This is a genomic window from Chryseobacterium viscerum, from assembly GCF_025949665.1.
In the GTDB taxonomy this organism is placed as follows: domain Bacteria; phylum Bacteroidota; class Bacteroidia; order Flavobacteriales; family Weeksellaceae; genus Chryseobacterium; species Chryseobacterium viscerum_A.
The window spans coordinates 1,360,912-1,374,946 of the sequence record NZ_JAPDFT010000001.1; the positions used below are offsets into that span (position 1 = coordinate 1,360,912).

Annotated in this window: 11 protein-coding genes and 1 tRNA gene; 4 read left to right on the forward strand and 8 right to left on the reverse strand. The window is 34.8% G+C overall.

Translation table 11 applies throughout. The annotated features are described in order from the left end of the window. The first annotated feature begins 225 nt into the window (after window positions 1-225). The 4 genes from OL225_RS06155 to OL225_RS06170 all read left to right on the forward strand — a co-directional run bounded on the left by OL225_RS06155 (window position 226) and on the right by OL225_RS06170 (window position 5,622). Window positions 226-3,189 carry a tetratricopeptide repeat protein gene (locus OL225_RS06155; RefSeq protein ID WP_264517651.1) on the forward strand — a complete coding sequence of 988 codons (2,964 nt, stop codon included), beginning with the start codon at window positions 226-228 and terminating at the stop codon, window positions 3,187-3,189. A gap of 3 nt (window positions 3,190-3,192) precedes the next feature. Beyond that, window positions 3,193-3,684 carry a hypothetical protein gene (locus OL225_RS06160; protein ID WP_047377549.1) on the forward strand — a complete coding sequence of 164 codons (492 nt, stop codon included), beginning with the start codon at window positions 3,193-3,195 and terminating at the stop codon, window positions 3,682-3,684. A 35-nt stretch (window positions 3,685-3,719) separates the two neighbouring features. Then, window positions 3,720-5,483, forward strand: a complete 1,764-nt coding sequence (locus OL225_RS06165) for a TonB-dependent receptor (RefSeq protein ID WP_264517652.1) — start codon at window positions 3,720-3,722, stop codon at window positions 5,481-5,483. 65 nt (window positions 5,484-5,548) lie between these two features. Continuing rightward, window positions 5,549-5,622 (forward strand) — tRNA-Arg (locus tag OL225_RS06170). Between the two features lie 190 nt (window positions 5,623-5,812). Here the strand turns inward: OL225_RS06170 and OL225_RS06175 are convergent. The 8 genes from OL225_RS06175 to OL225_RS06210 all read right to left on the reverse strand — a co-directional run bounded on the left by OL225_RS06175 (window position 5,813) and on the right by OL225_RS06210 (window position 13,942). Continuing rightward, a complete protein-coding gene (locus OL225_RS06175) occupies window positions 5,813-6,139 on the reverse strand; it encodes a DUF4280 domain-containing protein (protein WP_264517653.1) in 327 nt (108 codons plus the stop codon). A 46-nt stretch (window positions 6,140-6,185) separates the two neighbouring features. After that, a complete protein-coding gene (locus OL225_RS06180) occupies window positions 6,186-6,914 on the reverse strand; it encodes an ankyrin repeat domain-containing protein (protein ID WP_264517654.1) in 729 nt (242 codons plus the stop codon). Between the two features lie 226 nt (window positions 6,915-7,140). Further along, window positions 7,141-9,939, reverse strand: a complete 2,799-nt coding sequence (locus OL225_RS06185; RefSeq protein ID WP_264517655.1) for a hypothetical protein — start codon at window positions 9,937-9,939, stop codon at window positions 7,141-7,143. Between the two features lie 6 nt (window positions 9,940-9,945). Continuing rightward, window positions 9,946-10,971 (reverse strand): hypothetical protein, encoded by a 1,026-nt coding sequence (locus OL225_RS06190; RefSeq protein ID WP_264517656.1) that lies wholly within the window; start codon window positions 10,969-10,971, stop codon window positions 9,946-9,948. Next, window positions 10,964-11,767, reverse strand: a complete 804-nt coding sequence (locus OL225_RS06195; RefSeq protein ID WP_264517657.1) for a molecular chaperone — start codon at window positions 11,765-11,767, stop codon at window positions 10,964-10,966. The genes OL225_RS06190 and OL225_RS06195 overlap by 8 nt, the downstream gene beginning before the upstream one ends. Window positions 11,768-11,851: 84 nt before the next feature. After that, window positions 11,852-12,376: a hypothetical protein gene (locus OL225_RS06200; protein WP_156118433.1), complete on the reverse strand. Its 525-nt coding sequence runs from the start codon at window positions 12,374-12,376 to the stop codon at window positions 11,852-11,854. A gap of 299 nt (window positions 12,377-12,675) precedes the next feature. Continuing rightward, window positions 12,676-13,041 carry a hypothetical protein gene (locus OL225_RS06205; RefSeq protein ID WP_047377541.1) on the reverse strand — a complete coding sequence of 122 codons (366 nt, stop codon included), beginning with the start codon at window positions 13,039-13,041 and terminating at the stop codon, window positions 12,676-12,678. Window positions 13,042-13,096: 55 nt separating this feature from the next. After that, window positions 13,097-13,942 (reverse strand): helix-turn-helix domain-containing protein, encoded by an 846-nt coding sequence (locus tag OL225_RS06210; protein WP_156118432.1) that lies wholly within the window; start codon window positions 13,940-13,942, stop codon window positions 13,097-13,099. Window positions 13,943-14,035: the final 93 nt, after the last annotated feature.

Consider the following 14,035-nt stretch of genomic DNA (forward strand, 5'->3'; position numbering starts at 1 on the left):
GCTGTTGAAAAAGTATCCAATTTAAATACGTTTTTGATAACTGTTAATTAAAATTGTTTACATTTTATCAAACGAAAGTAGTAAATTTTATCATTGTACAGTGAGAAAATTTTCATTGTTATGAAATAAGAATTAACAACCATTAACGCTGTTAAAACTTGCTTAAACAATAAGTTTTTAATATTTTCGTTAACTTATTTAGACTAATTTTCTTATACAAGAAGAATGAAATCAAAAAAAATACTTTTAGCGGCTGCTGTAATTTATTTCGGAATCTCCGATGCTCAACAGTCCCAATATTTTACCCAGAAAGAAAATTACAGGTTTAATCTAGCCGAAAATCTTTATCAGACTAAAATATACAACGCTTCACAATACGAATATGCAAGACAATATTTCTACAATCAGAATTTGTCACGTTCGAAAAAGGAAGCCGCGCAGTTTTTTGATAATGTGATTGGTGTGATTATTCAGAAAAACCATGCTGAAGAAGGGTTAACAGCTTTCATGAAAGAATATCCTAATTCTGCTTATTTTGCTCAGGCTAATCTTCCGCTGGCAGATTACTACTTAGCAAAAAAAGATTTTGATAAAGCTTTGGAGACTTTGAAAAAAGTAAACCAGTATCAGCTTTCAAAAGAAGAGAATACACAGTATATTCTGAAGCTTGGATATGCAAAATTCATGACGGGTGATTCTAAAGGAGCTATTGATGCTCTGGAGGAGGCTTATAAAACAGCGGATCAGTCTCAAAAAGGAGATATAGCTTATATGCTGGGGCATTTATATTACAGCAACAGACAAAATGATAAAGCTTTCCAGTATTTTGATTCTATAAAAGATCAGGATAAATTCTCAAAGCTGGTACGTCCTTATTATGTACAGATGTATTATAATGATAAGAACTATGACCAGGCGATTACAGAAGGAACAGCTCTGTTGAACGAAAATATTTCAGATTCTTATAAAGCGGAGGTTCATAAAATCATCGGGGAGAGTTATTTCATGAAAAATGATTATACGTCTGCTTATCCGCATTTGAAAGATTATCTGAGCGTACAGCAGAATCCATCTGAAAACGATTTGTACGAGATGGGATTTGTGGCTGCACAGCTGAAAAAATATGATGAGGCGGTTTCTTATTACAACCAACTTCTGAACAGCAATTCAGCGTTGGCACAAAATGCTTACTATCAGTTAGGAAATGCTTATCTGGCAGTAGATAAAAAACAGGAAGCTCTTTCTGCATTCCGTTCTTCTTATCAGATGGATTACGATGCGAAAGTGAAAAAACTGGCTCATGAACAGTACGCTAAATTAAGTTATGATATCGGTAACCCGTTTGAAAGCCCTTCGGCGGTGATCCAAAGTTATATCAACGAAAATCAGAATGGAGCCAATGATTCAGAAATGAGATCATTATTGGTAAAATCATATCTGTATTCCGGAAACTATAAAGAAACTCTGAACGCTATTGACAGATTGCAGAGTTCCACTCCTGAAATCAATAAGGTAGATCAGGAGGTTTCTTATTTATTAGGAACTGAAGAGTTCAACAAAGGAAACTATGATGAAGCTGAGAAATATTTCTTAAGAAGTCTTGGTTTTAATCTTAATAAAGAATTTAACAGCAGAGCTTTATATTGGCTGGCACAAGTGTATTACCAAAAAGGAAATTATCCGTCTGCCATCGCCCGTTATGAAAAGCTTCTTACCGAAAACTTCCCTGAAAAGCAGCAGCTGCCATATGATTTAGGATATGCTTATTTTAAATCCAAGAAATTTGATCAGGCTGCGACTTACTTCAAACAATATCTTGCCAATCCGAAACCGGAATTTAAAAATGATGCAGAACTTCGTCTTGCAGATATTCATTATGCCAATAATGATCTGAACGAAGCCATTGCCATCTATGATAAAAATGAAGATGCAACGGATTATACTTTGTACCAAAAAGCAATGGCTTTAGGATTCAAAGGAGATACACAGGCGAAGATCACGAACCTTAAAAATCTTTTATCAAAATATCCAGGTTCTGAATATTACGATGATGCTCAGTATGAAATAGGAACAGCTTATGCGGCTCAGGATGATTTTGCCAACTCCAATGATTATTTCGGAAAAGTAATTAAAGATTCTTCTGACAAAGATCTGATTGCTAATGCTTCTATTTACAGAGCGCAGAATTATATAGATCAGAACCAGAATGACAAAGCACTTTCTGAACTGAAATCTCTGGGTGAGCAGTATAAAAATACGGCTTATGCCCAAAAGGTTGTTCAGGCAGCAAAACCTATCTTCACGAAAAACGGAGATGTTTCAGGATATGAAACCTTCGCCAGAAATATCGGCGTGAATGTGGATGCTTCTGAAATTGATGAGATCAACTTATCCACCGGAAAACAATACTTCTCTAAGAAAGATTATAAGAACGCAATTTCTTATTACGAAAAGTACCTTACACAAAATCCGACAGGAGAAGGATTGTATCAGGCGAAGTATGAATTGGGAGAAAGTTATTATCAAACCAATAATTCAACTAAAGCTTTACTTGTGCTTCAGGAAGTTGCTGGAATTCAGAACGATTACCAGGATGATGCACAAACTCGTTTAGCTCAGATCTTCCTTGCACAAGGGAATACTGCAGAAGCGAAAAAGTACCTTGAAGGCATTAAAAATTCTTCCAATATCAGTATTAAAAACTATGCAAATGTTGAGCTGATGAAACTGTATGCAGAAGAAAACAATTTCTCTGAAGCGGAAAAATTAGCCAATGCAGTGATTGCCAATTCTAAAAATTCGTCAGCCGTTATTGAAACTGCGAAAGTGATTAAAGCAAGAAGTCTGATGAACTCAGGAAAAGATAAAGATGCACAGTCTGCCTATACCTCTCTTGAAAAATCATCCAACACTTCTGTAGCAGCGGAAGCTTTATATGCAAAAGCATACTATCAGAACAAAGGGAAAGCGTTCAAGTCTTCTAATGAGACGATCTTTAAGCTTGCCAATAATTATGCATCAGAAGAGTTCTGGGGAGCAAAAGCTTTGGTGTTGATGGCGAAAAACTATATCGGCCTGAAGGATAACTACCAGGCAAGTTATACCTGTGATCAGATCATTGCAAACTATAAGGATTTCCCTGAAATTGTTGCAGAAGCAAAAGAAGTTAAAAAACAGATTAAGAAATAGTACATGAAGGTTTTTAAAATTGCTGTTTATTCTTTCTTAGTTTCGGTTTCACTCTGGAGCTGCATTCCATCGTACAGTGCATATCCTAAAGAGTATAACCGTGCAAAAGCTGACTTTCCTAAGCAAAAGGCTTTTGTAGTGAATAAAGAACTTAAGAAGGAATTTGAGATTTTAAAGCATTCTGATATTTATGAAATTGTGGAAGACAGTACCCATGCAGCTAAAATCACACTGCATCCGATGCTGACCCGTACACCTCCTTGTGGAAACCCTATGATTGGGAGTATGCTTACAGTGGGGTTATTGCCTTCGGGATTTCCATATGATGTTTCTTATAGTTATGATGTAGCTGAGAACAGTACAACGAAAAATTATCAATACAAATTACAAGTTTATCAAAGCCTTTGGCTGTTTAATATATTCAGACTGGGGAGAACTTTTTCAAAACAGTCGGGCAAAGCTTTATTAGGCAATTATATTGCTTCCAATAAATAAAAACCCGTTATATATTTTTTTCAAATAAAGAAAATATGAACAAGAAGATTCAAATATTATCCATATTATTTTTAGGAATTTCGTCAGTGGCGTTTTCCCAGATCAAGGAGGAAAAACTGGTTCTTAACAAAAAAAGAGAGCCGGAAGTGAAGAAGATCGAGAAGAAGAAGACTTCTGTGGAAACTATTAAAAACTATCCGCCGGAAGAGAAATCGCAGACTCCTGTGAAATATACCATCACGGATGTTCCGGCAGTTTCTGATTTCAAAACTTCAACGATTCAGGGTGAGGATGTAGCTCCGAAATTTGACGGAACGGCTCAGAATAATTACTTCCAGATCGGAATGGGTAATTATGGTAAAGTCTTAGTAGACGGAAACATATCCAAGACCCTTGAAAATAAATTTGAAGTAGGAGCGGATGTTCACGTGCTTTCTACCAATGGTCTTAAAAAAGAGTACGACTGGAAATCCGGGCAGACTTCGGCTAATATTGGTGCTTTCCTGAACTCTTACGGAGAAAAAGGAAAATTCAATATCAATGCTGAATACGGCTTAGATAACTATAATTATTACGGGATCTATGCCATGCAGCCCACTGGTGAGCTTGATCTGAAACAAAAAGTTAATCAGTTTAAAGTAAACGGATACTATGATTTTTATTCCAATGAAATCTTAAATGATGTAAGGGTGAAATCATCTTTCCTGAAAGATCATTTTGATGCTCAGGAAAACCAGGTGTCCATTCTTGCGAACTTTTCCAAGCATGCTGTAGAATTAGGAAAATCAGGAATCAATCTGAATGCTGATCTTGGCGTAGGATTGGATGCTGTGAAGACAGATTTTGCCATCAGAGATAAAAACTCTTCCAATTTCTTCAATACCAGCCTGACTCCGAAAGTGACGTTCAGAAAAGGAGACTCTTATTTGACATTAGGTTCATCATTCTCTTTCCTGAATGCTAAAAACTCCAATGATCAGTTAGAACAGCAAAAAAATAACAAAACTTACTGGTTCCCTCAGGCAGAATTCCAGTTTGCAGCTGCTAAAGAATTCAAATTCTATGGTGGGGTAGACGGAGGTCTGAAACTGAATACTTATGGAGATATGTTACAGACGAATCCATTCATCCTTTCTGACCAGTTTTTAAAACCTACAGAGACGAAATATCATTTTTATGTAGGATTGAGAGGAGATATTGATGAAACGCTGAAATACGACTTCTCTGCGGGTTACGGAAAGATGAGAGATATTATGTTCTTTAAGGCTAACGGTCTTTTTGATAATACCTCTGTTAATCGTTCTGCCTACAATTTTGCCAATACATTCTCGGCAGTATATGATGATGGAAATGTAAGTGATATCAAAGGTAGCGTACAGTATTTCCCGTTAGCAAATCTGATTTTAGATGCAGAATTAAGGTTCACCAAGTATGATCTTAAGAATTATGACAATATTTATAACGTTCCATTGTTCAATGCGAGCATCGGGGCAAAATATACAATGCTTGACAAAAAGCTATTGTTAGGATTTAAAGGAATATTCGCAAGTGACAGAACAACAAACTCTTATGCAATCGAAGGAGTAGGAGCTCCGAATGTAATCTTCCAGTCTACGGAGAATACAAACGACAAAGTTGGTGGTTACGCTGATTTAAATCTTTCCGCAGAGTATAAAATTCACAAAAATTTCAGTATTTTCGCACTCGGAAATAATCTTCTGAGCTCAAAATACCAGACGTACAAAGGATATAAAGTCCTGGGTGCACAGATTCTGGGAGGTGTGAAAATTACTTTCTAGAGTATAAAAATGAGTAATTAATAATAAACTATATTTGTTACTTATTATTAATTACTCATCAAAATGGCTTCGTAGTTCAACTGGATAGAATATCGGATTTCGGCTCCGAGGGTTGGGGGTTCGAACCCCTCCGAAGTCACAAGGCTTAAACCAATCTTATAGAGGGTTTAAGCCTTTTTTATTTGTTAATCAGTAACAAACGCAATTCGAAATCATTCTTTCTGTAATGAATACTTTTTTACGTAATAATAGTCCGGATGTAGAAGTAATCATTATTCAGCCGGAAATCAACATTGGAGAAATCAGGAACAGTCCCTTTAATTGGAATTTTATTCTTCAACAAAGTTTTGAGCTGACTTTACAACTGATATTTTACCACCAACAGAACATTGACAGGTAGAGGAATCTAAGAGCTCTTTTTTGCCTTCAATTTCAAAATCAGAGGTATTCCATTTTACAGGTGAAGGGGTGCAGGAAGCCCTTAAAATGCTGCATATCCCGAAAGTCTTTATATTGGTGTTAGATTGTTTATCTTCTTCTGTAGCCTGTAGCTTACCATCAATGCTCATAAAGGATTGACTGGTGACTGTGAGCGGAGCTGGTGAAGCTCCTTTGTCGCATTTGAGTTGGGTTTTATCCGTGATATATTGAGGCATTATTAAAGATTTTAAATTGTCCTTTTGTCCATAGTAATTTTCACGATTATTCTGGTGAAGATAAAAGAGTAACAATTTTTTCAAAATTATTTTCTTTAGCAATGTCTAATGCAGTTTTACCATCACTATCTTTTATTGAAATATCAGCACCTGATGAAACTAAAATTTTTACAGAATCATAATTATTGTTATTGACAGCATAAATCAAAGCTGAGTTTTTAAAATTGTTTTGCGCATTAATATTAACACCTTTATCTATCAGAAGTTTAAGAAGGTTACTTCGGTTATTAATAGCGGCTATCATTAATGATGTTGTTTTATTACCATCAACAATTTTAACATCTGCATTATTTTTAATTAGAAGTTTGGCAATACAATCTTTTTTGTCATTATTGCATGTTTTTGCTTTAATTTGTTTTTTTTGTGAATTCATTCGAGCAGCATCTGTAAGTTGAGGTTCTAATGTTTGTTCACAAATTGACAACGCATTAAAAAGAGGCGGGCCTATAGATTTTCCATTATAAAATTGTATTATATTGGGATTGGCTTTATTTTTTAAAAGTATTTGCACAAATTCAATATCTCCACGCGAAGACGCTATTCCTAATGGAGAACTTCCAGACTGAGATATACAATTTACATTTTTTGAAAGAAGTTGTCTGAATTCTTTACTGTTATTTTGAATAATTGCATTACTCAGTTTGTCACATTCAGAAATTTGAGCATTAACTATTACATAGAAAATAGAACTTATTATTAACAAAAATTTCTTCATTACTAACTGTGGTATTTGTGTTTATTATATCACCAAATGTAGATAAATGTATAATGCCACATATACAATTCCTGGAAAAATTCAAAAAGTGTAGTAAAACTACGATTTGATACCAATAGTGTAGGCAGAGATGTATTGGATTTGTTTTTTGAATTAGTTTTAAAACCCATTGTAAAATTAGAATTTTTAATCAGTATATTTTACAATGGAAAGAACCTCTCTTGATCTAATTTCCAAACTTCTTAACATGTACCCTTTTCTCTGAAACCTTAATGACAAATGGTTCAAGATGTATTATTTTTCCTGCCTGAACTGTAAATTCCCTGCTTATTTTCTCAGAATAGGTGTTGGCAGGTAATGAAGTTTCTACAAGTTCTATTCTGTAATTTCCAGATCCAAGGAAAGACCCGATTTCGCCATTGTCATCGGTGATTATATGCTGTAAAAACTTATCTTTATCATAGATATTGAAGATAATTCCTGCTGTTTTAGGATCAAATTCCAATGCTTTTTTAGGATCAAATTCATACGTGATTTTTCCCAGCATGGTTCCGTTTTTATGCAGTGGAACCTGAAGAGAATAACTGCTTTTTTTCACCTCAAACTCCAGTTCATTATAATACCATCCCTGCTGGATTACCTGCTTGAGCATATAGTTACCATACGGAATTGCTTTGTACACAATTTTACCACTCTGATTGGTTTTGAAAGTGACATTGTTGATCATAATGATGTAATTTTCAGCACTTTCGTCACCCTCATCATATACATTATTATTGTTGTTGTCATAAAATACAAATGCAGTTATTTCTCCTTTTTTGCTGGCAATGAGTTTATTAGGCTGGAAGTTCAGTGTGACACCTGCTTCAATGGTAAAAAAGTTATTGCTGAAATTGTTGGAAGAATAATTGAACCAGGAAGAATTCAGGAATACTCCATATCTTTCTTTGGTGTATTTCAGGTTGACAAACCCTGAAGGAGACTTACCATATAAAACATCATCGGTGTAGGATAATCCTGAAGTAATATTGAGCTTTTCACTTAACAGGTTTTTGTTAACAAAAGCGGATACTGAAAATTTCTTATACAGGACGTTTCCATTGAAATTTCTTGATGAAGCAAATTCCGAGAGATAATAGCTGCCATGCTGATATATTCCGTTTATATTGAACCATTTATAGCTGTAATTTCCAGTGATCTTCATCTGATATTCCGAATTGTTATCATCGGGATATTTGACTGCTCCAGCTTCCAGTGCCAATAATGAAGAGTGTTTTCTGTTATTGCTGATCCATGTTGTATTCTGGCTGATTCTAAGTGCTTTCAGCGTTTGCAGTTCCAGATTTCCTGAAGTATCAAAAAAATTATTATAGCTGTTAGAACTTTCCTCCTGATATTGCGTGCCCACAGCAAATCCGAAATTTTTCCTTTTCGCAAAGTTGATTCCAATATCTCCTCTTATGGTATTGGACTTGAAGTCATTGTTGTAAGAGTAAAATTTTGGTGAAAAGTTAGAGACCATTACATTCGCGTACAAATAATGATTTTCAAAAACCGGGGTTGAGAAATTCTGCTGTATTAGTAACATTCCTCTTCTGTTTCCGGGATAATAGTCACTGCTGTAGAAATAGTTTCCATTCAGATTTACTTTTTTGATAGTTCCTGAATACTGTGTTTCTAAAGCCAGGGAAGGTTTGGTAAGGTGTGTATTTTCATAATAACTCAGACCGCTGTATACTTTGGAATTCATTTTCCAATCCTTATTGAAAGAATATTGAATATCTGTACCGAATACATGATGATTCGCCTTTTCATAAGGGTCATTTTTAAAAATATAAGCTGCTGAGAAATTTTTAGAGGCATTTTGAGCACCCATTATTCCCCTGGCATAAAACCCGTATCCGTATTTCAAAAAAGAATTCCTTTCAATAAGGCTGAAACTCTGATCTACAAAACCTACTTCTATTTTCTTGTCTTTATCCGGAGAAGTGTATGCATATTCAGCTCCTCTTCCAAATAATGAAACTTCCATCATTTTACTGATATTCCCTAAAGTAAATTCACTTTGTTCTCTGTGATAAGACACATAGGTATTGGTTACAACAGGATCACTTTGATTGTTCAGCGTATAAATATTACCACGTATAAACATATAGCCTGAAGGAAGATTAAAACCGCCTGACCCTATCAGCTGATACATATCTGTAGTGCTGCCGACGCGCCTGTAGCTGGCAGTAATGGTATTTTTGCTGTAATTTGAAAACAGATCGAACTCCATATCCTGATAACGCTGGGTAGAAGAAACGTTTTGCACCGATATAGAAGTATTGCCAAAAATGTCTTTGTCCGGTTCTCGGAAACCAGCAATATTAACTGTAAACTGTGAGCTCTTCAACAGATTTCCGGAAGGCATAAACCGAAAAACAAATACAGAATCTTTCTGCACATCAATAGTTCCTTTTTTTTCGATGAAAAGGTTCTTTTGGGTAGCTTCCGGAATTTTAAATACGATGGTAACATGCTGCCTTTTGTTTCCTAAATTGGAAACCCTTGCCCGGACTTCCAGGGAATCTTTAGATGTTCCCATGTAGACAACAGGATTTTCAGCTGTTATCTTCATATTGTTATTTTCTGTCACCACATAGGAGAGACTCTTTTTTACAACCTGTTGATTTTTTTCATCGGTAATGGTGAATGTGAGATCTGCTTTACCGGAAACGATAGTGCTGCTGGCCAGTATTTTAATGGGAATAAACAGATTCTGGCCGGTATTCAGTTCTATTTCAGCATTGCTGTCAGAAATTGTTCTGAAACCTTTGGGAGTCTTCACTTCAACTTTACCTTTAAAGTGTTTGTTTTCATTGTTTTTCAGAACAAGCAGAATCTCTACAATATTAGGATTAGCCCGATTGGGCTCATTACGGATTTCCATGCTTATAGCTGTACCAGTCTGGGCCGAAATCCAAATGGAAAACGGGATCAGAATAAAAAGTATTATTTTCCTGAACAGCCTGTTATGAAGCATTATAAATTATTGAGGCGTAATCTCAAATTGAAGCGTTGTTGTATAATCCTCTGCTTTAGCATTGATAAATCTTTCATCATTAGGTTTAGTAGAATACTTCATGTCATAATAAACATCAGCATTCTGTGTAGAATTACCGGCAGCGACAAGCTGTGGCACCGTACTCAGCAAAACAGTATACGCAGTTCCCATATTGCCTGAAATAGGAATCAGATTAAGCTGTACAGCATCAAGTGGCAGAAAATTACCTGAAGATGAACTGAACTGAGTCTGAAGGGATTTTAATTTGATCTGATACTTCGTATTGCTTTTTACAATAAGTGCATTAGAATAAGTTACACTGGCTCCGTTTACATAATCCTGCATATTTTTAAATTCCAGATTACCGTTCAATGCAGAAGCTCCAAACTTCATAGACAGCTCCGGAATATCTGTAGGAGTTCCTGAAAGCGTACCGATCTGAAATTGAAAATTATGATCTACTGTACCAATGATATTATTGTACTGATCATAGGCCGTAAACTGTAATGGCGCTGTAAAAGTAATCCAGGCAGGATAGGCTCCCAGATAGGTACCTCCTGCCAGATTCATGCTGTATTTAATCTGGAGATTATAATAACCATTCGGTTGTGCCGGCTGATTAAATAGTGCAGCATTTGATTGAGGAATTAAGAAAACCTCCTGACTTTCCTTCAAAATCACATTAAGCGGCATCCCAATTTGAGGGATAGACGGAACCGGGTTAGGGTAGGCCTTTCCTGATGATGAAACCGGCTGAAAAGAAATTTTATTCGCAGGTAAAATATAATTCCCCTGATTGGACATAATAGGCTGCTTCAATCTTACCGAAACTCTCCAGTAAGGCATGTTGATATTCCCGTTACCCGCTAAAGTAAGCGTGTATGCATCCGGATTTGTATTGCCGTTATAAGAGTTAATCTGCAGATAGCTATTTACCCAAGAGCTGTATGAAATTTGTGAAAAACAGCTCATAGAGATCAATAACAGGATAAGACACAATTGTTTATTCATGTGTAAAATTCAGTTCTGCTAGCTCCAGATTATTGTTGTCCCCATAATCAATCATTACTGATGCAGTATATTTTCCTTTTACCAGTGTTGCAGGAAGAGGGATATTTACCTCTCTTTTATTTCCGGGCATGGTATAGAAAATAATCTGATCAAGCGATACTTTGCTGCCGTTTTCTGTATTGACAAGTTCCGTTTGTATTTTCCCGTCTGTCCATATATTACCTTGGTTTTCAAACAATATGGTAAGATCTTTTTTGGATTGAGCTAAAGTAAGATTATGAATCTCAATTTTTTTAGTGGCTTTGGCTGTTAGCTTATGAAAGAGTTTAATTCCTGAACGGATACTTACTTTTATATTGGCACCTTTGTTATCCACATCATTCACAGGATTCATCTGGCTCACATACAGTACAGCAGTATGGGCCAGCATCTGATCAGACAATGTATTGGGAGGAGTAATGGTTACATCAATATCTTTTTTTTCTCCCGGAGCTAAGGTAAAATAGGTGTCTTCATTTTTTATGGATATCCAGCTGGCGCAGGATGTCGGCAATGTATTAGCCGGAGACATTTTGTTTTCTCCTGTTTCATTATATTCCCAGTCACCTAAACTGACAGCCATGTCCAGAGAATTTTTTGCACTTACATTGGTTACTGTTACTTTCTGGGTTGTGCTTTTTCCTGCATCAGATTCAAAATAAAGTCTGGGAGGAGATACAGATACTCCTGTTTGGGCTTTGATTGAAGAACAGAAAAGGAGTAGAGAGAATAAAATGAAGATATAGTATCGGTTCATTATTATACTTTGCTGTTAAAGTACAGATAAAGTGCTACAATTTGTAACACTTTATCTGCAGTAGTTTATATAATATTTAAATACTTATTGAGAAATAATAGTATACGTTAACTCTGTTGTATAAACGGTAGGATCCTGACCTGCAATATAATTGTCAAGATAAGCATTGGCTCCTGCTCCTTTATATTCAATGTTAATTTTTTTATCTACACCACCATTAGCGGATGTTACTAATGTTGCTTCGTTAGCTGAAAGCTGTACGTTCTGTGCATACTGAGCGCCGTTAAGAACTTCAGTTCCTGCACTGGCCTTAATCTGAATGGTATTGGCCTGGATATTCTTTGCTCCACTTTGCAATGCAGCATTAGCACTTTTTACTTTAACCTGGAAACCTCCTGTACTATAAATGCTTAAGTGATCTGCGTTTACAGAGGATACTCCGTTTGCATAATCGTCTTTGGTTTTATAGTCTAAGTTGACAACCTTCTGAGCAGGATTAACGATAAGGGTTTGAATTGGTTTTAATCTAACATTTAATGTTACATTTTGCTGAGCCTTGAATACAACAAAACCAAATAGCGACATTGAGGCTACAATATATTTCTTCATAAATAATGGGAGTTTTAACAGTGTATTAATTCTTGTTTTTTTCAGGTGCAAATTTAGAAAGAGGTCCAGGTACTTATTTTGTGAAAAAGTACTAAAGATTTGTAAATTTGGTTTTGGAAATAATCTTGCTGAAAAAAAGTATTTTATGAAGAAATATGAAGTTTTAAGTTAATTAAAAATTAAAAATATTGTTAATGTTGTTAAATCAATATTATATTATTGTCAATTTACTAAAAATTAATAGTTGGAAATTTAAAAAAAATAATATTTAATACATAGTAAATAAGCTATAGATCGTCTTATTGAGAGATTAAAGTAAGCATCATAGAAGTAGACTTATCTTTAAACTGTTTTATAATTTTATCTATTTTTTGATTTATCATGAATTTTTTTTCTATAACTCCATTCTGACTTTTGATGAGATTATACTCATCTTGATCGTCCTGTTGAATTCCTAACTGAAAACCTGATGGACTTGAAATGATAACAGAGTTTATTTCCGGCTGGATATTTTCATCTGTATCATCAGTCATTTCGCTGTCACCACCAACTGCCAGCACTTGGGTAGGATAAAGCCTTACATTCACCTGAACATCATCTGCCTGTGCATAGATGCCCATGGAAACAAAAAGGAAAATTACTGAAAAAATATATCTTTTCAACATATATTAATTTTTCACTGATCTGTTATTTATCCAAAAATACAATATTATTTTTACATTATTTCAATTCTGAGGGATTTTTTCCTGTATGTTTTTTAATAAAATTACTGAAATTTCCTTCATCGCTGAATCCCAGGTCATAAGCAATTTCAGAAATATTGTAGCCCGAGAAACTAAGGGATTTCTTGCATTCATTGATCAGTTTTTCAATAATAATATGTTTGGCTGTTTTTCCCAGAACATATTCCGTCATTTCAGTTAGTTTTCTTGGTGTGATATTGAGTTCATTAGCATAGTGTGAAACCTTTTTAGCCTTTTTATAGTCTCTCTGTAAAAGAACTTTAAATCTATTGACGTAATGGAGATAGTCAAATTTGATGTCTTTTTTCAGTGTTTCTGCCGGGATATGCAAAAACGCATCCAGAATCAGTCTTTCAATAGCATTATGAGCTGCAGAAACATATAGACTTTCATCTTTGTGCTGAAAGTTGTGCATTCTTCCCATAAAAACAACGTTCATTTCCTTAATATTTTCAAAAGGCGCTATAAAAACATCAGAATCGTAATTAAAAAAAAGTTGTGAATTGATAAACATACTATCTTTTGCAGATCTCTCATAAAAACTTGATGAAAATGTAATCACATAAATCTCACCGCGTTTAGTTTCTCCAAATACAATTTGTTTTTGCGGGCCTACAAATGCTATATGACCGCCTTTTATGGAATGTGGAATGTTTTCTATCTCTAATGTGATATCTTCTATAATGATATAGATACAGAAATACTCAAGTGTATTAAAACTTCTTTTATTATTGTTTCTCTGTATTATATTATTTAATGTGTTGATGCTAAATCCTAAATTTTTTAAATGGTCTGTAATCACGTACATAGTAATAAGCTTCAATAAAATGATTAATTTGTTCTATAAAGGCAGATTATACAGCTAAAATAGGCTCAAAAATCAAGTCATATGGTATAATTAGGATATTTGGTTACT

Coding starts and splice junctions, on each gene's coding strand:
- OL225_RS06155 (WP_264517651.1), top strand. CDS start 226: ATGAAATCAAAAAAAATACTTTTAGCGGCTGCTGTAATTTATTTCGGA.
- OL225_RS06160 (WP_047377549.1), top strand. CDS start 3,193: ATGAAGGTTTTTAAAATTGCTGTTTATTCTTTCTTAGTTTCGGTTTCA.
- OL225_RS06165 (WP_264517652.1), top strand. CDS start 3,720: ATGAACAAGAAGATTCAAATATTATCCATATTATTTTTAGGAATTTCG.
- OL225_RS06175 (WP_264517653.1), bottom strand. CDS start 6,139: ATGCCTCAATATATCACGGATAAAACCCAACTCAAATGCGACAAAGGA.
- OL225_RS06180 (WP_264517654.1), bottom strand. CDS start 6,914: ATGAAGAAATTTTTGTTAATAATAAGTTCTATTTTCTATGTAATAGTT.
- OL225_RS06185 (WP_264517655.1), bottom strand. CDS start 9,939: ATGCTTCATAACAGGCTGTTCAGGAAAATAATACTTTTTATTCTGATC.
- OL225_RS06190 (WP_264517656.1), bottom strand. CDS start 10,971: ATGAATAAACAATTGTGTCTTATCCTGTTATTGATCTCTATGAGCTGT.
- OL225_RS06195 (WP_264517657.1), bottom strand. CDS start 11,767: ATGAACCGATACTATATCTTCATTTTATTCTCTCTACTCCTTTTCTGT.
- OL225_RS06200 (WP_156118433.1), bottom strand. CDS start 12,376: ATGAAGAAATATATTGTAGCCTCAATGTCGCTATTTGGTTTTGTTGTA.
- OL225_RS06205 (WP_047377541.1), bottom strand. CDS start 13,041: ATGTTGAAAAGATATATTTTTTCAGTAATTTTCCTTTTTGTTTCCATG.